Here is a 17,917-nt window from a genome sequence, read left to right on the forward strand (position 1 = left end):
GCAACACGGGCACGGCCCGCCAGATCCCCGGCGGGCCACCGACCGAGCAGCCGACGGCCCACCGGTCGGGGCAGGACAGACCTGTCCGGGAGCATCGGCAGCCACAACAGTCCCGCGAAACCGGGAAGTCCCCACAGCCCCACAGGCCCGAACAGTCCCACGAGCCGCTGGACCAGGAGTGGCGGCAGACCCTGCCGTACGGGGAGTCCCAGCAGGCCGGGCAGGCTCGTCAGAGCTGGGAGTCGCCCCGGTCCGCTCAACCCCACAGGCCCGACGAGCCCCATGGACCGGTGGACCAGGAGTGGCGGACCCAGCAGGCCGGGCAGGCTCGTCAGAGCTGGGAGCCGCCCCCGTCCGCTCAGCCCCACAGGCCCGTTCAGCCGCAGGAGCCGGCGGACCAGCGGTCGCGCCAGGAGCGGGAGGCCCAAGGTGACCGGCGGGACGGGCCGTCCCAGCAGGACGGGCAGACTCGCGGGACCTGGCAATCCGGCCGGCTCTCTCAGCCCCATGAGGCCGACCAGGCCCACGAGTCCGTGGAGCAGTGGTCGCGGCGGGCCCGGGAGACCCGCAAGGACCTGCGGGAAGGCCAAACCCGATCGGACCGGCAGACCCGGCGCGACGGGGAGACCCCGCAGGCTCGGCAGTCCCGCGAGGCCCAGCAGTCGACCCGGCCACGCCAGTCCCGCGAGGCCCGGCAGTCGCCCCGGCCCCACCAGCACCAGGGGGCCCACCACTCGCACGGGCCCGACCCCTTCGGCGGGGCCAGCCAGAGCCGCCGCGCCCGCACACGCCGCCCCCGCCTGCGCCCCGCCACCGTGCGGGCGAAGGTGGTCTCCCTGCTGATGGTTCCCGTCGTCTCGCTCCTCGCGCTCTGGGGCTTCGCCGCCGTCGGGGCCGCCCAGGACATGGCGCGGCTCAGCCGGGTTCAGCGGGCCGACGCCGAGGTGCGGGCGCCCGTCGCCGCCGCCGTGCGTGAGGTCCAGGCCGAGCGGCGTGCCGCCGTGCGGCTGCTGGCCGACCCCGCCGCCGCCCCCGGAGACCTGGACCGGCAGGCCCTCCGTACCGACGAGGCGGTGCGGCGGCTGCGCCTCGGCGACCGCCACACCGTCGCGGACTCCGGCGACTACGGCTCGGACGTCGCGGTCCGGCTCGACGCGTTCGTGGCCGCCGCCGAAGCGCTGGAATCGGCCCGCAAGGACGTCACCGGCCGCCGCGCCACCCCCGAGGCGGCCGTCGCGATCTACACCCGAGTGATTGATTCCGCCTTCGCCGTCACGGGGGCCCTCACCGGGGCCCTCACCGGGGGCGAGGCCCCCGTCCTCGGCCCCGACGCCCGCGTCCTCCTCGAATTCACCCGCGCCGCGGAACTCCTCGCCCGGGAGGACGCGTTGCTCTCCGTACCGGGCCCGCGTACCGCCGAAACGCTTCGGCAGCTCACCGGCACCGTGGAGTCCCGCCGCGCCCTCACCGACAGCGCCGCCCGCGACCTCCCCGAAACGCAGCGCTCCGCCTGGCAGTCCGTCGCCAAGAGCTCCGCCTACGCCGACCTCACCGCCGCCGAGGACCGAGCCCTCGCCGCCGGCACCTCCAAGGAGGCCCGCGGCGCGCCCGCGGGATGGGAGGCCGCGCACACCGGAGTCGGCGCCGCCCTGCGGGAGATCGCGGAGGCGGCGTACACGGAGGCGGCGGAGCGTTCCGATCCGGTTGTCGCGGGGGCCTTCGGCCCGGACGGAGCCGCCGTCCTGCTCGGACTGCTGGCCGTCTGCGCCTCGCTCCTCATCTCCGTCCGCGTCGGCCGGACCCTCGTCGTCGAACTGGTCGCGCTGCGCGACACCGCCCTCGACATCGCCCACCGCAAACTCCCGCACGCCATGCAACGGCTGCGCGCCGGCGAGGACATCGATGTCAGCGCCGAGGCCCCGCCCGGCCCGCCCGCCGAGGACGAGATCACCCAGGTGGGTGAGGCGCTGAACACGGTCCACCGGGCCGCCCTCGGAGCCGCGGCCGAGCGCGCCGAACTGGCCGGCGGCGTCTCCGGCGTCTTCGTCAACCTCGCCCGCCGCAGCCAGACCCTCGTCCACCAGCAGCTCAGCCTGCTCGACTCGATGGAGCGGCGTACGGACGACCCCAACGAGCTGGGCGACCTCTTCCGCCTCGACCACTTGACCACCCGCATGCGCCGCCACGCGGAAAGTCTGATCATCCTCTCGGGCGCAGCCCCCGGCAGGGCCTGGCGCATGCCCGTCTCCCTCACGAATGTCGTACGGGCGGCCGTCTCCGAGATCGAGGACTACCCGCGCGTCGAGGTACGCCGGCTCGCCGAGGCGGGGGTGACCGGCGGCGCCGTGGCCGACCTCACCCACCTGCTCGCCGAACTCATCGAGAACGCCACCCAGTTCTCCCCGCCGCACACCCCCGTCCGCGTCAGCGGCGAACCGGTCGGCAAGGGCTACGTCCTGGAGGTCGAGGACCGCGGCCTCGGCATGGGCCCCGCCTCGCTGGCCGAGGCCAACCGGCGCATCGAGCAGTCCGCGTCGCTGGACCTCTTCGACGGCGACCGGCTCGGGCTCTTCGTGGTCAGCCGCCTCTCCGCCCGGCACGGCGTCACGGTGCACCTGCGCACTTCACCCTACGGAGGGACCACCGCGGTGGTACTCCTGCCGCACTCCCTGCTCCAGGGCGCCGTCCCGGCGGGCCCGCCGCCCGAAGCCGGGCCCGCGCAGCGGCGGGAGGCGGCCGTGGCCCTCGTACGGGAGCAGGCGCGCGGGCCGGCCCCGGCGCGCGGCCCGCACCCCACCGCGGCCGGGGCGCCGGAGGCGGTGCCGCCCGCGGCGGAGGAGCCCGCTCCGGCTCCGGTGGCCGCGCTGAGGCCGCGTACCACCGGGGGCGCGGGCGCCCGTACCCGGGGCGATGGGGCCGCTGCGGCGCCGGTGACGGAACTGCCGCGACGGGTCCGGCAGGCCAGCCTCGTCCCGCAGCTCCGCGAGGTTCCGGACACGCAGGACCCCGACGCGCAGGCGCCGGCGGCTCAGGCATCCGGGGAAGCCCGCCATGCGGAGCGGCCGCTCGGGCGCAGCCCGGAGCAGGTCCGGGACCGGATGAACGCCTACCGCGCCGGATGGGCCCGCGGCGCACAGGAGAACGCCCCGCACGGCGGCAGCGAAGGAGAACGGTGATGATCGAACACCAGCGGACCGGCCACGACGGCATCCGCGGAACCGGCGATGCGGACTGGCTGCTCGACCAGCTGGTGCACCGCGTCCGGGAGGTCCGGCACGCGGTGGTGCTCTCCGGCGACGGCCTGGCGGTCGGCGCCTCCAGCGGGCTCGGCCGGGAGGACGCCGAGCACCTGGCAGCCGTGGCCTCGGGCTTCCACAGCCTGGCCAAGGGCGCGGGACGGCATTTCCGCGCCGGAGGCGTGCGCCAGACGATGGTCGAGATGGACGAGGGATTCCTCTTCGTCGCGGCCGCCGGGGACGGCTCCTGCCTGGCCGTCCTGAGTGGCGCCGGAGCCGATGTCGGGCTCATCGCCTACGAGATGGCCCGCCTGGTGAAGCGGGTCGGTGAACACCTGCGCACCTCGTCCCGGTTCGCCGCGCGGCCGCCGGTCGCGGGCTGAGGGCGGCGGTCCGGCCGATGGAGGGCCAGTGGTACGACGCCGAGGCGGGCCCGCTCGTCCGCCCGTACGCCCTGACCGGCGGGCGGACGGAACCGGGCGCGTACGGGGTCCGCTTCGACCTGATCGCGCTGGTCGCGGTGGATCCGGAGGCCCCGGACGAGGCGGCCGAGCCGTTGCTCGGGCCCGAGCACCGGGCCCTGCTCGGGCGGTGCCGGGCGGAGACCCGGTCGGTGGCGGAGCTCGCCGCCGACGCGGACCTGCCCGTGGGGGTGGTGCGGGTGCTGCTGGGGGACCTGCTGGAGGGCGGGCAGGTGCGGGTCAGCCGGCCGGTGCCGCCGGCGCGGCTGCCGGACGAGCGGATTCTGCGTGAAGTCATCGAGGGATTGCGAGCGTTGTGATGGGACTGCAGGACTACGGGCCCGAGGGCACGGACGGACCGACCGAAGTGGACCTGGGCGGATCGGCGGAGGTGGCCACGGACGGGTCGGTCGAGGAGCACACGGACGGGGCGGTCGAGGAGGACACCGAACTGGCCCCGCTGGCCTTGAAGATCCTGGTCGCGGGCGGCTTCGGGGCGGGCAAGACCACGATGGTGGGCGCCGTGAGTGAGATCCGGCCACTGCGCACGGAGGAGGCGCTGAGCGAGGCGGGGACCGGGGTCGACGACACGGGCGGCGTGGAGCAGAAGCGGACCACCACCGTGGCCATGGACTTCGGGCGGATCACGATCAGGTCCGGGCTGTCGCTGTACCTGTTCGGCACGCCGGGGCAGGACCGGTTCTGGTTCCTCTGGGACGAACTGGCGCAGGGCGCGCTCGGCGCGGTGGTACTGGCGGACACTCGGCGGCTGGAGGACTGCTTTCCGGCGGTCGACTACTTCGAGCACCGGCGTATCCCCTTCGTGGTGGCCGTCAACTGCTTCGCGGACGCGCGGCGCTTCGGGGCGAACGACGTATCGCACGCGCTGGATCTGGAGCAGGGGACTCCGGTGGTGCTGTGCGATGCGAGGGACCGGGATTCGGGCAAGGAGGTGCTGATCAGGCTGGTCGAGTACGCCGGGCGGGTGCACACCGCCCGGCTGCTGGACTCGGTGGCCCCGCAGGCCGGTCCGGTATGAGCCGAGGGCGCTACGGGGCGGGGTGGTGGGCCGGTGGGAGGGCTGGTGGGTGGGGCCGGTCAGTCGGAGACGCCGGCGGTGGCGATCACCTTGTCGACCGGGACCCGGACCAGCAGCTCGCTCGGGACGGCGTTGCGGCGGCCGAACGCCTCCGCGTGCTCCTCGCCCATGTAGCGGGCGGCGATCCGGGTCGCCCAGGTCAGCATGGCGTCGGGGTCGTCGTCGTAGCCGCTGATCTCGGCGCGGCCCTGGAGCACGACGTAGGCGAAGGGTGGCCGGTCGTCGTCCACGCAGAGGGCGACCCTGCCGTCCCTGGCCAGATTGCGCCCCTTGACGGTGTCCTTCCCGGTGTTGAAGACGAAGGAATCGCCGTCGAGCACGAACCATACGGGGGCGACGTGCGGGCTGCCGTCCTCGCGGACGGTGCAGAGCTTTCCGGTACGGGTGGAATGGGAGACGAATGCCCGCCATTCCTCTTGAGTCATCTTCTTCGCCATGGGCACATCCTCCTTGCCCGAAAGGCGCTGGTGGGGAAGGCTGGCGGCACGAGTACGCGGGGTGGCGGCGCGGTCACGCGACCGTGTCGACGGGGAGGGGCCTGGGAATGGCGCTGGACAAGCAACTGGACTGGCTGCTGGACGACCTGACCCGCAGGGTCCAGCAGGTGCGGCACGCGGTGGTGCTGTCCAACGACGGCCTGGTGACGGGCGCGAGCGCGGGCCTGGCGCGGGAGGACGCCGAGCACCTGGCGGCCGTCGCGGCCGGGTTGCAGAGCCTGGCGAAGGGGTCGGGGCGGCACTTCCGGGCGGGCGAGGTCCGGCAGACGATGGTCGAGTACGACGACGGGGTGCTGTTCGTGATGGCGGCGGGCGCGGGCAGTTGTCTGTGCGTGCTGAGCGCGGCGGAGGCGGACATCGGGCAGGTCGCGTACGAGATGACGCTGCTGGTCAACCGGGTGGGGGAGCACCTGGGGGTGGCGGAGCGGCGGATCACCGGCGGCTGAGGGGCCGGGTATCTCTGATCGCGCTGTTCGGGGCGGTCGGGAAGTTATCCACAGGGCTCGCGGGCTGTCGTTGCACGGAGTTACGGTCCTCACACAGAGTAATCAGTGCTCGTGGGGGAGGACCGTGATGATGCAGAGGACGACCGCGCTGCGGGACAGGGACATGACCGGCGGCGGGTGTGCGGCGGCGGATCCTGAGGTGGCCTCGGGTGGGCTGCTGAACAGTGGCCGCGCCGCGGGGGAGTTGGGCCTGAGCCGGCCGGAGTTCGCCCGGGCCGTACAGCTCGGGATCGTCCGGAGTACCGGGCTGCCGGGCTCGGCCGGGGCCGCGCGCTTCGCGCGGGACGAGCTGGAGCGGGTCAGGGCGGCGGTCGGCCGGCCGGAAGCGCTGCGCGAGCGGGTGGAGACGGTGGCGGGAGCCGCCGGGGCGGCCGTCGTACTGGGGGTGGGGCCGAGCCGGTTCACCCGGCTCGCGCGCTGCGGGCACCTCACGCCCGTCGCCTACCGGATCAACCGGTACCGGGCCGTGGTCTGGCTCTATCTGGCCGCGGAGCTAAGGGAGTTCGCCGCGCGGGAGCCGGGGATGCTGCGGAACCGCGCGACCGAGGCCGACCGCGAACTGCTCGCGGCCCGGGGGGACCTGCGGCCGCGCAGGTGGCGCGGGCGGCATGTCGGGCTCCTGCTGAGACGGACGGCCGACCCCTGGCAGCGTGCCGCCGTACTGGCCTGCGTACTGCCCGAGGAGGAGGTGCGGGAGGCGGTGCCCGATCCGGCGGAGCGGATCGTGCTGGCCGCCCTCGCGCCGCCCCCGCCGTACGGCCATCCGCAGGTCCCGGCGGCCGCGGCGGTGGCGGAGCCGCTGCTCAAGGCCGGGCCGCCGGAGGAGGTGCACTGGTACCGCACCAGCCTGGACTTCGCGCTGACGGGGGCGCGGGCGGCGCCGGCTCAGCCGAAGTCGACGGGGGAGAGGGGGCCGACGTAGACCCAGGCCCCGGCCTCGCGGGCGAAGCTGCTGTGCTCGTGCATCGATCCCGTGTGCCGGCCCTCGCGGTAGTGGGCGCGGAACTCCACCGACCCCTCCGTCTCGAACATCCCGCCGCGCTCGGTCGCCAGGATCTCCAGCCGCTCCCAGCGCTGCCCCGGGTCCAGATCGAGGCGGGCGGGGCGGGTGGAGGGGTGCCAGGACCGCAGCAGGTAGGCGGTGTCACCGACGGCGAAGGCGCTGAAACGGGAGCGCATCAGCAGTTCGGCGGTGGGTGCCTGCTGTGCACCGGAGTGGAAGCGGCCGCAGCACTCCGGGTAGGCGGCGGGCAGCCCGCAGGGGCAGGGCTGGGCGGGGGTGGGCATGGGTCTGCTCGGTTCCTCGGGACGGGATACGGGGCGGGGCCGGGGCGGCGGGGCTACTCGGCGGACCGGGGCGGCTTCGCCGGGTAGGGGCGGAAGAGACCTTCCTGGACCACGGAGACCAGCAGCCTGCCCTCCAGGTCGTAGATCCGGCCGCGGGCCAGGCCGCGGCCACCGTGGGCGATGGGGGACTCCTGGTCGTAGAGGAACCACTCGTCCGCCCGGAACGGCCGGTGGAACCACATGGCGTGGTCCAGGGAGGCCATGTCGAAACCGCGCATGCCCCACAAGGGCTCCACGGGGATGCGCACGGCGTCCAGGAGGGTCATGTCACTGGCGTAGGTGAGGGCGCAGGTGTGGACGAGCGGGTCGTCACCCAGCGGGCCGACCGCCCGCATCCACACCGCGCTGCGCGGATCGGCGTCCTTGAGCTCCTCGGGGGTCCAGCGGAGCCGGTTCACGTAGCGGATGTCGAAGGGCTGGCGGCGGGCCATCCGCTCCAGCGCCTCCGGCAGCGCCCCCAGGTGCTCGCGGATCTCGTCCGCGACCTTGGGGAGCGTGTCGGGATGGGGGAAGTGCCGAGGAGGCAGCTGGTGTTCGATGCTGCCCTCCTCCGGATGATGGAAGGAGGCGGTGAGATTGAAGATCGTCTTGCCCTGCTGGACCGCGGTGACCCGGCGCGTGGTGAAGGACCGCCCGTCGCGCACCCGCTCCACCTGGTACACGATCGGCACCCCGGGAAGGCCGGGGCGCAGGAAGTACGCGTGCAGCGAGTGGACCGGTCGGTCGCTGTCGACCGTCCGGCCCGCGGCCACCAGTGCCTGGCCGGCGACCTGGCCGCCGAACACGCGCTGGAGGGATTCCTGCGGGCTGGCTCCGCGGAAGATGTTGACCTCGATCTGCTCCAGGTCGAGCAGATCGACCAGTCTCTCGGCGGGGTTCGTCATCAGAGGATCTCCACTGTCGGGTCCGGGCGGGCCGGGCGGTCCGGACGGGCCGGGGCTTCGGAACGGTCCGGGCGGTCCAAGCGGTCCGGCGGTGTGCCGGAGCGGGTCAGAGGGCGCCGAGCTCACCGACCGAGGTGACCCGGACGACCGCCCGGCCCTCCTCGTCGGAGGCCGCGAGGTCGACCTCGGCGCTGATGCCCCAGCCATGGTCGCCGTTGGGGTCGGCGAAGGTCTGCCGGACGCGCCACAGGCCGTGCGCCGGGTCCTCCTCGATCTGGAGCAGCTTCGGGCCGCGCGCGTCGGGGCCGGTGCCCAGGTCGTCGTACTCGTCCCAGTACCCGTCCATCGCCTCGCCCCAGGCGTCGGCGTCCCAGCCCGACTCGGAGTCCAGCTCGCCCAGCACGTTCACGTGGTCCAGGGCGGCCAGCTCCACCCGGCGGAACATGGCGTTGCGGACCAGGACGCGGAAGGCCCGCGCGTTCGCGGTGACCGGCTTGACCTGGTCTGCCTTCTCCTGGGCCTCCTCCGCCGTCTCCACCTCCGGGTTCGCCAGCTGCTCCCACTCGTCCAGCAGGCTGGAGTCCACCTGGCGGACCAGCTCGCCGAGCCAGGCGATCAGGTCCTGCAGGTCCTCGGACTTGAGGTCGTCGGGGATGGTGTGGTCCAGCGCCTTGAAGGCACTGGCCAGGTAGCGCAGCACGATGCCCTCGGTGCGGGCCAGCTCGTAGAAGGAGGTGAACTCGGTGAAGGTCATCGCGCGTTCGTACATGTCGCGGATGATCGACTTCGGGGAGACGGGGTGGTCGCGGACCCACGGGTGGCTCTTGGAGTAGACGTCGTAGGCGTGGAGGAGCAGTTCCTCCAGCGGCTTGGGGTAGGTGACGTCCTGGAGCCGCTCCATGCGCTCCTCGTACTCCAGGCCGTCGGCCTTCATCTGGCCGACCGCGATCCCGCGCTCCTTGTTCTGCTGGGCGGCCAGGATCTGCCGCGGGTCGTCCAGCGTGGACTCCACCACGGACACCATGTCCAGCGCGTAGGAGGGGGACTCCGGGTCCAGCAGGTCGAAGGCGGCCAGCGCGAAGGTGGACAGCGGCTGGTTGAGCGCGAAGTCCTGCTGGAGGTCGACGGTGAGCCGGATGGTGCGGCCCTCCGCGTCCGGCGTGTCCAGCTTCTCCACGACGCCGCCGTCCAGGAGCGAGCGGTAGATCGCGATGGCCCGGCGGATGTGCCGCAGCTGGGCCTTGCGCGGCTCGTGGTTGTCCTCCAGGAGGTGGCGCATCGCCTGGAAGGCGTCACCGGGCCGGGCGATCACCGAGAGCAGCATGATGTTGGTGACCTTGAAGCGCGAGGTCAGCGGCTCCGGGTCGGCGGCGATCAGCTTCTCGAAGGTGGTGTCCGACCAGGCGACAAAGCCCTCCGGGGCCTTCTTGCGGACCACCTTGCGGCGCTTCTTCGGGTCGTCGCCCGCCTTCGCGAGCGCCTTCTCGTTCTCGATGACGTGCTCGGGCGCCTGCGCCACCACGAAGCCCGCCGTGTCGAAGCCCGCCCGCCCGGCGCGTCCGGCGATCTGGTGGAACTCACGGGCGCGCAGCGTGCGGACCCGGCTGCCGTCGTACTTGGTGAGCGCGGTGAAGAGGACCGTGCGGATCGGGACGTTCACGCCGACGCCGAGGGTGTCCGTACCGCAGATGACCTTGAGCAGACCGGCCTGCGCCAGCTTCTCCACCAGACGCCGGTACTTGGGCAGCATGCCGGCGTGGTGCACGCCGATGCCGTGCCGGACGTAGCGGGAGAGGTTCTGGCCGAACTTGGTGGTGAAGCGGAAGTTCCCGATCAGCTCCTGGATCTTGTCCTTCTCCTCGCGGGTGCACATGTTGATGCTCATCAGCGACTGCGCCCGCTCGACCGCCTGGGCCTGCGTGAAGTGCACGATGTAGACGGGTGCCTGCCGGGTCTCCAGCAGCTCCGTGATCGTGTCCGTGATCGGCGTGGTGACGTACTCGTACGACAGCGGCACCGGACGGGTCGCGGAGCGGACCACCGAGGTCGGCCGGCCCGTGCGCCGGGTCAGGTCCTCCTCGAAGCGCTTGACGTCACCGAGGGTCGCCGACATCAGGACGAACTGCGCCTGCGGCAGCTCCAGCAGCGGGATCTGCCAGGCCCAGCCGCGGTCGGGCTCGGCGTAGAAGTGGAACTCGTCCATCACGACCTGGCCGATGTCGGCGTACTTGCCGTCGCGCAGGGCGATGGAGGCCAGGACCTCGGCGGTGCAGCAGATCACCGGGGCATCCGCGTTCACGGAGGCGTCGCCGGTCAGCATGCCGACGTTCTCGGTGCCGAAGATCTTGCACAGGTCGAAGAACTTCTCCGACACGAGCGCCTTGATCGGGGCGGTGTAGAAGGTGACCTTGTCCTGCGCCAGGGCGGTGAAGTGCGCTCCCGCCGCGACGAGGCTCTTGCCGGAGCCGGTCGGGGTGGAGAGGATCACGTTCGCCCCGGAGACGACCTCGATCAGCGCCTCCTCCTGCGCCGGGTACAGGGTGATGCCCTGGTCCTCCGCCCACGAGGAGAAAGCCTCGAAGAGGGCATCGGGGTCGGCGGTCGGCGGGAGCTGATCAATGAGGGTCACGCCCCCATCTTGCCTGGCTTCCCCCCGGATCAGGGAACCGGAGGACGGAATGAAGATCACCGCCGGTACGCTGTGCCGTCGATGCGGCCCCAGGGAACAGGTCACCGGGGCCCGACACACACCAGCGGGGCGGGGAACGACCATGATGGGTCCGGCGCACTCACTGTCCGGGGCGGCGGCGTGGCTGGGGGTGGGCGCGGCCACGGCGGCCGCGGGCCATCCCATGCCGTGGCCGGTCCTCATCGTCGGAGCGCTGATCTGCGCGGGCGCCGCGCTCGCGCCCGACCTGGACCACAAGTCGGCGACGATCTCGCGGGCCTTCGGGCCGCTCTCCAAAGGGCTGTGCGAGGTGGTCGACAAGATCTCCTACGCGGTCTACAAGGCCACCCGCTCCACCAAGGACGCCCGCCGCACCGGGGGCCACCGCACCCTGACCCACACCTGGCTCTGGGCGGTCCTGATCGGCGCCGGCTCCTCCGCGCTGGCCGTCACGGCCGAGCGCTGGGGGGTGCTCGCACTGCTCTTCGTGCACCTGGTGCTCGCGGTCGAGGGCCTGCTGTGGCGGGCGGCCCGGATGTCCAGCGACGTCCTGGTCTGGCTGCTCGGCGCGACCAGCGCGTGGATCCTGGCGGGCGTGCTCGACCAGCCCGGGAACGGGGCGAACTGGCTGTTCACCGAACCGGGCCAGGAATACCTGTGGCTCGGCCTGCCCATCGTGCTCGGGGCCCTGGTCCATGACATCGGCGACGCGCTGACGGTCTCGGGCTGCCCGGTGCTGTGGCCCCTGCCGATCGCCGGGAAGCGCTGGTACCCGCTCGGACCGCCGAAGATGATGCGCTTCCGCGCCGGCAGCTGGGTGGAGCTGAAGGTCCTGATGCCGGTGTTCGTCCTGCTGGGCGGCTTCGGCGGAGCCTCGGCCCTCGGCTTCATCTAGGGCCTGTCCGGCGGGCCGAGCCAGACGCCATGCGTCCGACCCGGCCCGGTACCGGGATCAGCCGTGCCAGGAGCGCCACAGGGCCGCGTAGGCGCCGTCGGCCGCTACCAGCTCTTCGTGCGAGCCGAGTTCGCTGATCCGGCCGCCCTCGACCACCGCGATCACATCCGCGTCGTGCGCGGTGTGCAGCCGGTGGGCGATGGCGATGACCGTACGGCCGTCCAGGACCCGGGCCAGCGAGCGCTCCAGGTTCCGGGCCGCGCGCGGGTCCAGCAGCGAGGTGGCCTCGTCCAGTACCAGCGTGTGCGGGTCCGCCAGCACCAGCCGGGCCAGCGCCACCTGCTGCGCCTGCGCCGGGGTCAGCGCCGTGGCTCCGGAGCCGACCTCGGTGTCGAGGCCGGACTCCAGGGCGCGTGCCCAGCCGTCCGCGTCCACCGCGCCCAGGGCCGCCCACAGCTCGGCGTCCTCGGCGCCGGTCCGCGCCAGGCGCAGGTTGTCCCGCAGCGAGCCCACGAACACGTGGTGCTCCTGGTTGACCAGCGCCACGTGCTCGCGCACCCGCTCGGCCGGCATCCGCGACAGCCGCGCCCCGCCGAGGGTCACCTCGCCCACGCGGGGCTCGTAGATGCCCGCGAGCAGCCGGCCCAGGGTGGACTTGCCCGCGCCCGAGGGGCCGACGAGTGCCATCCGGGTGCCCGGCGGCACGGACATCGACACCTGGTGCAGGACGTCCACGCCCTCCCGGTAGCCGAAGCGGACCTCCCGCGCCCGGACGTCCCGGCCCTCGGGCGCGATCTTCTCGTCGCCCGCGTCCGGCTCGATCTCCCGCACGCCCACCAGGCGGCCCAGGGAGACCTGGGCGATCTGGAGCTCGTCGTACCAGCGCAGGATCAGGCCGATCGGATCCACCAGCATCTGCGCCAGCAGGGCGCCCGTGGTCAGCTGCCCCACCGACATCCAGCCCTGCATCACGCAGAACCCGCCGATCATCAGCACCGAGCCGAGGATCGTCACGAAGGTGACATTGAGGACGGGGAAGAGGATCGTGCGCAGGAAGAGCGTGTAGCGCTCCCAGGCGGTCCATTCCTTGATCCGCCGCTCCGACAGCGCGATCCGCTCCGGGCCCAGACGGTGCGCCTCGACCGTGCGGCCCGCGTCCACCGTCTCGGTCAGGGCGGCGGCGACCGCCGCGTACCCCGCCGCCTCCGACCGGTACCCGGCGGGGGCCCGCCGGAAGTACCAGCGGCAGCCGGTCACCAGCACCGGCAGCGCCACCAGCGCGGCCAGCGCCAGCGGCGGCGCGGTCACCGCGAGCGCGCCGAACAGCAGCCCCGCCCACACCACACCGATCGCCAGCTGCGGCACGGCCTCGCGCATCGCGTTGGCCAGCCGGTCGATGTCGGTGGTGATCCGCGACAGCAGGTCACCGGTACCGGCCCGCTCCAGCACGCCCGGCGGCAGCTTCACCGACCGGACGAGGAAGTCCTCGCGCAGGTCGGCGAGCATCTCCTCGCCCAGCATCGCCCCGCGCAGCCGTACCAGCCGCACGAAGAAGGTCTGCACGGCGAGCGCCGCCGCGAACAGCAGGGCCACCCGCCCGAGGTGCAGCTCGCGCGCCCCGGCCGTCAGGTCGTCCACGACCCCGCCCAGCAGGTACGGGCCCACCATGGACGCGATCACCGCGACCGCGTTGACGCCCACCAGCACCACGAAGGCCCGCCGGTGGCGCCGGAGCAGCCCGCGCACATATCCCCGTACGGTCGCCGCCGTGCCCACGGGCAGGGTGGTGGCCGTCTCGGGGGCCGCCGGGTCGTACTCCGGCGGCGCTACGCCGATCATGCGGATTCCTCGATCTCTGTGAGTGCTTCTTCGCGCTTGGTCAGCCCGACCCCGGCGAGACGCTGTTCCTCGTCCGTCTCACGGGTCACGACCGCGCGGTAGCGGGGCTCCCGCTGCATCAGTTCGTGGTGGGTGCCCACCGCGGCCACCGTGCCGCCGTCGATGAGCACGACCCGGTCCGCCCGGTCCAGCAGCAGCGGGGAGGAGGCCAGGACCACCGTGGTGCGCCCCGCGCGCAGCCCCGCCACGCCGTCCGCGATGCGCGCCTCGGTGTGCGAGTCGACGGCGGAGGTCGGCTCGTCGAGCACCAGCACCTCCGGGTCGGTGACCAGGGAACGGGCCAGCGCCAGCCGCTGGCGCTGCCCGCCGGACAGCGACCGGCCGCGCTCGGTGATCCGGGCGTCCATCGGGTCCTCGATCCCGTCCGGCGCGGACTGCAGGACCGCGTCCAGCACGTCCGCGCACTGGGCCGCGCGCAGCGCCGCCTCCGGCTCGACGGAGCCCGAGGCGGGCACCTCGAACAGCTCGCGCAGCGTCCCCGACAACAGCACCGGATCCTTGTCCTGTACGAGGACCAGCCGCCGCGCGGTATCGAGCGCCAGCTCGTCCAGCGCGACCCCGCCGAGCAGCACCGACGGCAGCTCGTCCGCGCTCTCGGCCTCGTCCGCGTCGGTGTTCGCGCCCTCGGCCCCGTCCTCGGGCTCGTCCCCGCCCGCGGCATGGCCGCCGAGGCGTTCCGCGAGGCGGCCCGCCTGGTCCGGGTCCCCGCACACGACGGCGGTGAACCGCCCGGCGGGGGCCAGCAGCCCGGTGTGCGGGTCGTACAGGTCCCCGCCCGGGTCCGGTTCCGCCACCGGGCCGGGCCGCTCGGCGGCGGCGGTCCGGGTCAGCGACAGCACCCGGGCGGCCCGCTTGGCGGAGGGCCGCGAGAAGGAGTACGCCATGGCGATCTCCTCGAAGTGCCGCAGCGGGTAGAGCAGGGTCGCCACGGCGCTGAACGCGGCGACGAGCTCGCCCACCGCGATGCTGCCGTCCAGGGCGAGCGTGGCTCCGTACCAGACCACGGCGATCATCAGAGCGCCCGGCAGCACCACCTGGATCGCCGAGATCAGCGCCCACATCCGGGCGCTGCGCACGGCGGCCTTGCGGACCTCCTGGGATGCCTCGCGGTACCGGCCGAGGAACAGCTCCTCGCCGCCGATGCCGCGCAGGACCCGCAGGCCCGCCACGGTGTCGGAGGCCAGCTCGGTGGCCTTGCCCGCCTTCTCGCGCTGGACGTCGGCGCGCCGGGTGGCGCGCGGCAGCAGCGGCAGGGAGGCCAGGGCCACCAGCGGGACGCCGATCGCGACGACCAGGCCCAGTTCGGGCGCGTAGAACAGCAGGCCCACGCAGACGAGGGCGATGGAGAACACGGCGGCGAGGAAGCGGGAGATCGCCTCGACGAACCATCCGATCTTCTCCACGTCGCCGGTGGATACGGCGACCACTTCGCCCGCCGCGACCCGGCGGGTGAGGGCGGAGCCCAGTTCGGCCGTCTTCCGCGCGAGCAGCTGCTGCACGCGGGCGGCAGCGGTGATCCAGTTGGTGACGGCCGTGCGGTGGAGCATGACGTCGCCGACGGAGATGGCGATGCCGATCAGGACGAGCAGGGCGCCGACGAGCAGCAGCCGGTGGCCGTCGTGGTCGACGACCGCGTCGATGCCGAGCCCCACGGCGTAGGGAAGGCCGGCGATCCCGCCGAAGTGCAGCATGCCCCAGCCCAGGCTCTTGAGCTGTCCGCCGAGCTGACCGCGCCCCAGCCACAGGAGGAACCGGGGGCCGGACCGGGCGTCCGGCACCCCCGGATCGGGATACGGAAGATCGCTGATCTGCATGACGCCCCATGACTGTACGAGTGGTTCAAACCGTGCAAGGTTCGCGTCCGGAACGACGCCGGGCAATCGATTTTCCGGCGGCGGGAGGTCTTCTCGGGGGGTGCGGCACGTCTGTTCGCGGAGGTGAGGGGCCTGTGGCCGCGGCCGCGCCGCATCACCCGGACGGCCGTGTCAGCAGCCGTATTCCGCCGGGGCGTCCGACAGGGTGTTCAGCAGGCCGCCCAGCACCTCGCGCTGTTCGGGGGTGAGCGGGGCCAGGATCTCCTCCGCGGCGTCCGTCCGCGCGTTGCGCAGGCGGCGCAGCGTGGCGCGGCCGGTGTCGGTGAGCTCGATCCTGATGACGCGGCGGTTCGCCGGGTCGGGCACGCGCCGTACGCACGCGGCCGCCTCCAGGCCGTCCACGAGGGTGGTCACCGCGCGCGGCACCACTTCCAGGCGCGCCGCGAGATCCGCCATGCGGGGCGGCTGTTCGCCCTCGTAGTGCGAGACCAGACGCAGCAGCCGACTCTGGGCGGGAGTGATCCCGAGCGGTTCCATGTGCCGCTTCTGGATCCGGTGGAGCCTGCGCGTCAGGCGCAGGAGCTGTTCGGCGAGGAGGCGATCGGTGTCGGCGGCGGAGCTCATGCGGGAACGATATCAGGACCCCGTACATTGTGAGTATAGGTAACAATGATCTATGCTCAGTGGAGTGGCAGCGCAGCGACCCCGACCCTGACTCCTGACCCTGGAGGGTGCCCATGCCTCGCGACGAACTGAGCTGGACCCCGGCGAAAGACCCCCTCGATCCGAACCGGCCGCCTCCGGCCGAGCAGCCGCGCGAACTGCGCCGCATCGTGGCGCTGTTCCGGCCCTACCGCGGCCGGCTCGCCCTCGTCGGCCTGCTCGTCGGGGCCTCCTCGCTGGTCGGCGTCGCCTCGCCGTTCCTGCTCAGGGAGATCCTGGACGTCGCCATCCCGCAGGGGCGGACGGGCCTGCTGAGCCTGCTCGCGCTCGGCATGATCCTCACGGCGGTCGTCACCAGCGTCTTCGGCGTGCTCCAGACCCTGATCTCCACCACGGTCGGCCAGCGCGTCATGCACGACCTGCGCACCGCCGTGTACGCGCAGCTCCAGCGGATGCCGCTGGCCTTCTTCACCCGGACCCGCACGGGCGAGGTGCAGTCCCGCATAGCCAACGACATCGGCGGCATGCAGGCCACCGTGACCTCCACCGCCACCTCGCTCGTCTCGAACCTGACGGCGGTCGTGGCCACCGTGGTCGCCATGCTCGCGCTGGACTGGCGGCTCACCGTGGTCTCGCTGCTCCTGCTGCCGGTCTTCGTATGGATCAGCCGCCGGGTGGGCCACGAGCGCAAGCGGATCACCACGCAGCGGCAGAAGCAGATGGCCGCCATGGCGGCGACCGTGACCGAGTCCCTGTCGGTGAGCGGCATCCTGCTGGGCCGGACCATGGGCCGTTCCGAATCCCTCACCGCCGCCTTCTCCGCCGAGTCCGAGAAGCTGGTGGGGCTGGAGGTGCGCTCCAGCATGGCCGGGCGCTGGCGGATGTCCACCATCGGCATCGTCATGGCCGCCATGCCCGCGCTCATCTACTGGGCCGCCGGCATAGCCCTCCAGACGGGCGCCCCCGCGCTCTCCCTCGGCACCCTGGTCGCCTTCGTCACCCTCCAGCAGGGGCTGTTCCGGCCCGCCGTGAGCCTGCTGTCCACCGGTGTGCAGATACAGACCTCGCTCGCCCTCTTCGCCCGCATCTTCGAATACCTGGACCTCCCGGTGGACATCACCGAGCGGCGCGATCCGGTCCGGCTGGACCGTGCCAAGGGCGAGGTCACCCTGGAAGATGTGCACTTCGCCTACGACACGAAGAGCGGCCCGACCCTCACCGGGATCGACATCACCGTCCCGGCCGGCGGCTCCCTCGCCGTCGTCGGCCCGACCGGCTCCGGCAAGAGCACCCTCAGCTACCTGGTGCCCCGGCTCTACGACGTCACCGGCGGCCGCGTCGCGCTCGACGGGGTGGATGTGCGCGATCTCGACTTCGACTCGCTGGCCCGCTCCATCGGCGTGGTCTCCCAGGAGACCTACCTCTTCCACGCCTCGGTCGCGGACAATCTGCGCTTCGCGAAGCCGGACGCCACCGAGGAGGAGATCGTCGAGGCGGCCCGCGCGGCCCAGATCCACGACCACATCGCCTCCCTGCCCGAGGGCTACGACACCCTGGTCGGCGAGCGCGGCTACCGGTTCTCCGGGGGCGAGAAGCAGCGGCTGGCCATCGCCCGCACCATCCTGCGGGACCCTCCGGTGCTCATCCTCGACGAGGCCACCAGCGCGCTCGACACCCGTACGGAGCACGCCGTGCAACGGGCCATCGACCACCTCTCCGCGGGCCGCACCACCATCACCATCGCCCACCGGCTGTCCACCGTCCGCGATGCCGACCAGATCGTGGTCCTGGACGCGGGCCGCATAGCCGAGCGCGGCACGCACGAGGAACTGGTGAAGGCCGACGGCCGCTACGCGGCGCTGGTCCGCCGGGACCGTGATGCCGCGCTCGCCCCCGAGCCGCCCGAGGGCCGCGCGCTCGCTCCGGTGAATGTATGACCGTATGACCG

At 73.0% G+C, this 17,917-nt stretch carries 15 protein-coding genes; 8 read left to right on the forward strand and 7 right to left on the reverse strand.

Annotation, left to right across the window (positions count from 1 at the left end; translation table 11 throughout):
- Nucleotides 1–815 precede the first annotated feature (815 nt).
- The 4 genes from ABZ873_RS00710 to ABZ873_RS00725 all read left to right on the forward strand — a co-directional run bounded on the left by ABZ873_RS00710 (nucleotide 816) and on the right by ABZ873_RS00725 (nucleotide 4,736).
- Nucleotides 816–3,176, forward strand: a complete 2,361-nt coding sequence (locus ABZ873_RS00710) for an ATP-binding protein (RefSeq protein ID WP_360863625.1) — start codon at nucleotides 816–818, stop codon at nucleotides 3,174–3,176.
- The gene (locus ABZ873_RS00715) at nucleotides 3,176–3,619 is read left to right on the forward strand and encodes a roadblock/LC7 domain-containing protein (RefSeq protein ID WP_360863453.1); all 444 of its coding nucleotides are present in this window, start codon (nucleotides 3,176–3,178) and stop codon (nucleotides 3,617–3,619) included. The genes ABZ873_RS00710 and ABZ873_RS00715 overlap by 1 nt, the downstream gene beginning before the upstream one ends.
- A gap of 17 nt (nucleotides 3,620–3,636) precedes the next feature.
- Complete coding sequence (locus tag ABZ873_RS00720; RefSeq protein WP_360863455.1) at nucleotides 3,637–4,017, forward strand: DUF742 domain-containing protein; 381 nt, start codon at nucleotides 3,637–3,639, stop codon at nucleotides 4,015–4,017.
- Between the two features lie 191 nt (nucleotides 4,018–4,208).
- A complete protein-coding gene (locus ABZ873_RS00725; protein ID WP_360863627.1) occupies nucleotides 4,209–4,736 on the forward strand; it encodes an ATP/GTP-binding protein in 528 nt (175 codons plus the stop codon).
- Nucleotides 4,737–4,795: 59 nt separating this feature from the next.
- Here the strand turns inward: ABZ873_RS00725 and ABZ873_RS00730 are convergent, their stop codons facing one another.
- The gene (locus tag ABZ873_RS00730; RefSeq protein ID WP_360863457.1) at nucleotides 4,796–5,233 is read right to left on the reverse strand and encodes a PPOX class F420-dependent oxidoreductase; all 438 of its coding nucleotides are present in this window, start codon (nucleotides 5,231–5,233) and stop codon (nucleotides 4,796–4,798) included.
- Between the two features lie 107 nt (nucleotides 5,234–5,340).
- Here ABZ873_RS00730 and ABZ873_RS00735 point away from each other — a divergent pair, with 107 nt between their 5' ends.
- Entirely contained in the window at nucleotides 5,341–5,739 is a 399-nt protein-coding gene (locus tag ABZ873_RS00735; RefSeq protein ID WP_360863459.1) for a roadblock/LC7 domain-containing protein, read from the forward strand.
- A gap of 127 nt (nucleotides 5,740–5,866) precedes the next feature.
- Nucleotides 5,867–6,721: a DUF6397 family protein gene (locus ABZ873_RS00740; RefSeq protein ID WP_360863460.1), complete on the forward strand. Its 855-nt coding sequence runs from the start codon at nucleotides 5,867–5,869 to the stop codon at nucleotides 6,719–6,721.
- Here ABZ873_RS00740 and ABZ873_RS00745 read toward each other — a convergent pair.
- The 3 genes from ABZ873_RS00745 to ABZ873_RS00755 all read right to left on the reverse strand — a co-directional run bounded on the left by ABZ873_RS00745 (nucleotide 6,685) and on the right by ABZ873_RS00755 (nucleotide 10,719).
- On the reverse strand, nucleotides 6,685–7,086 hold the full coding sequence (locus tag ABZ873_RS00745; protein ID WP_360863462.1) for a YchJ family metal-binding protein: 402 nt from the start codon (nucleotides 7,084–7,086) through the stop codon (nucleotides 6,685–6,687). The two genes, ABZ873_RS00740 and ABZ873_RS00745, sit on opposite strands and share 37 nt — an antisense overlap.
- A 53-nt stretch (nucleotides 7,087–7,139) precedes the next feature.
- Complete coding sequence (locus tag ABZ873_RS00750; RefSeq protein WP_360863464.1) at nucleotides 7,140–8,030, reverse strand: acyl-CoA thioesterase II; 891 nt, start codon at nucleotides 8,028–8,030, stop codon at nucleotides 7,140–7,142.
- Nucleotides 8,031–8,136: 106 nt separating this feature from the next.
- On the reverse strand, nucleotides 8,137–10,719 hold the full coding sequence (locus ABZ873_RS00755; protein ID WP_360863465.1) for a DUF3516 domain-containing protein: 2,583 nt from the start codon (nucleotides 10,717–10,719) through the stop codon (nucleotides 8,137–8,139).
- Between the two features lie 82 nt (nucleotides 10,720–10,801).
- Between ABZ873_RS00755 and ABZ873_RS00760 the strand changes: the two genes are divergently transcribed.
- Nucleotides 10,802–11,593: a metal-dependent hydrolase gene (locus tag ABZ873_RS00760; protein WP_360863467.1), complete on the forward strand. Its 792-nt coding sequence runs from the start codon at nucleotides 10,802–10,804 to the stop codon at nucleotides 11,591–11,593.
- 57 nt (nucleotides 11,594–11,650) lie between these two features.
- Here ABZ873_RS00760 and ABZ873_RS00765 read toward each other — a convergent pair whose 3' ends face one another.
- From ABZ873_RS00765 to ABZ873_RS00775, 3 genes are all read right to left on the reverse strand, one after another.
- Nucleotides 11,651–13,432 (reverse strand): ABC transporter ATP-binding protein, encoded by a 1,782-nt coding sequence (locus ABZ873_RS00765; protein ID WP_360863469.1) that lies wholly within the window; start codon nucleotides 13,430–13,432, stop codon nucleotides 11,651–11,653.
- Nucleotides 13,429–15,306 carry an ABC transporter ATP-binding protein gene (locus ABZ873_RS00770; RefSeq protein ID WP_360863471.1) on the reverse strand — a complete coding sequence of 626 codons (1,878 nt, stop codon included), beginning with the start codon at nucleotides 15,304–15,306 and terminating at the stop codon, nucleotides 13,429–13,431. The genes ABZ873_RS00765 and ABZ873_RS00770 overlap by 4 nt, the downstream gene beginning before the upstream one ends.
- Before the next feature lie 171 nt (nucleotides 15,307–15,477).
- Complete coding sequence (locus ABZ873_RS00775; protein WP_360863473.1) at nucleotides 15,478–15,930, reverse strand: MarR family transcriptional regulator; 453 nt, start codon at nucleotides 15,928–15,930, stop codon at nucleotides 15,478–15,480.
- Between the two features lie 113 nt (nucleotides 15,931–16,043).
- Here ABZ873_RS00775 and ABZ873_RS00780 point away from each other — a divergent pair, with 113 nt between their 5' ends.
- The gene (locus ABZ873_RS00780; RefSeq protein ID WP_360863475.1) at nucleotides 16,044–17,906 is read left to right on the forward strand and encodes an ABC transporter ATP-binding protein; all 1,863 of its coding nucleotides are present in this window, start codon (nucleotides 16,044–16,046) and stop codon (nucleotides 17,904–17,906) included.
- Nucleotides 17,907–17,917: the final 11 nt, after the last annotated feature.

The organism is Streptomyces sp. NPDC047014 (assembly GCF_040644195.1).
Classification (GTDB): domain Bacteria; phylum Actinomycetota; class Actinomycetes; order Streptomycetales; family Streptomycetaceae; genus Streptomyces.

Excerpts from the sequence above, each read along its gene's own strand:
- ABZ873_RS00730 (WP_360863457.1), bottom strand. The coding sequence starts at position 5,233 with ATGGCGAAGAAGATGACTCAAGAGGAATGGCGGGCATTCGTCTCCCAT.
- ABZ873_RS00780 (WP_360863475.1), top strand. The coding sequence starts at position 16,044 with ATGCCTCGCGACGAACTGAGCTGGACCCCGGCGAAAGACCCCCTCGAT.
- ABZ873_RS00740 (WP_360863460.1), top strand. The coding sequence starts at position 5,867 with ATGATGCAGAGGACGACCGCGCTGCGGGACAGGGACATGACCGGCGGC.
- ABZ873_RS00720 (WP_360863455.1), top strand. The coding sequence starts at position 3,637 with ATGGAGGGCCAGTGGTACGACGCCGAGGCGGGCCCGCTCGTCCGCCCG.
- ABZ873_RS00775 (WP_360863473.1), bottom strand. The coding sequence starts at position 15,930 with ATGAGCTCCGCCGCCGACACCGATCGCCTCCTCGCCGAACAGCTCCTG.
- ABZ873_RS00760 (WP_360863467.1), top strand. The coding sequence starts at position 10,802 with ATGATGGGTCCGGCGCACTCACTGTCCGGGGCGGCGGCGTGGCTGGGG.
- ABZ873_RS00745 (WP_360863462.1), bottom strand. The coding sequence starts at position 7,086 with ATGCCCACCCCCGCCCAGCCCTGCCCCTGCGGGCTGCCCGCCGCCTAC.
- ABZ873_RS00725 (WP_360863627.1), top strand. The coding sequence starts at position 4,209 with ATGGTGGGCGCCGTGAGTGAGATCCGGCCACTGCGCACGGAGGAGGCG.
- ABZ873_RS00715 (WP_360863453.1), top strand. The coding sequence starts at position 3,176 with ATGATCGAACACCAGCGGACCGGCCACGACGGCATCCGCGGAACCGGC.
- ABZ873_RS00765 (WP_360863469.1), bottom strand. The coding sequence starts at position 13,432 with ATGATCGGCGTAGCGCCGCCGGAGTACGACCCGGCGGCCCCCGAGACG.
- ABZ873_RS00750 (WP_360863464.1), bottom strand. The coding sequence starts at position 8,030 with ATGACGAACCCCGCCGAGAGACTGGTCGATCTGCTCGACCTGGAGCAG.
- ABZ873_RS00770 (WP_360863471.1), bottom strand. The coding sequence starts at position 15,306 with ATGCAGATCAGCGATCTTCCGTATCCCGATCCGGGGGTGCCGGACGCC.
- ABZ873_RS00735 (WP_360863459.1), top strand. The coding sequence starts at position 5,341 with ATGGCGCTGGACAAGCAACTGGACTGGCTGCTGGACGACCTGACCCGC.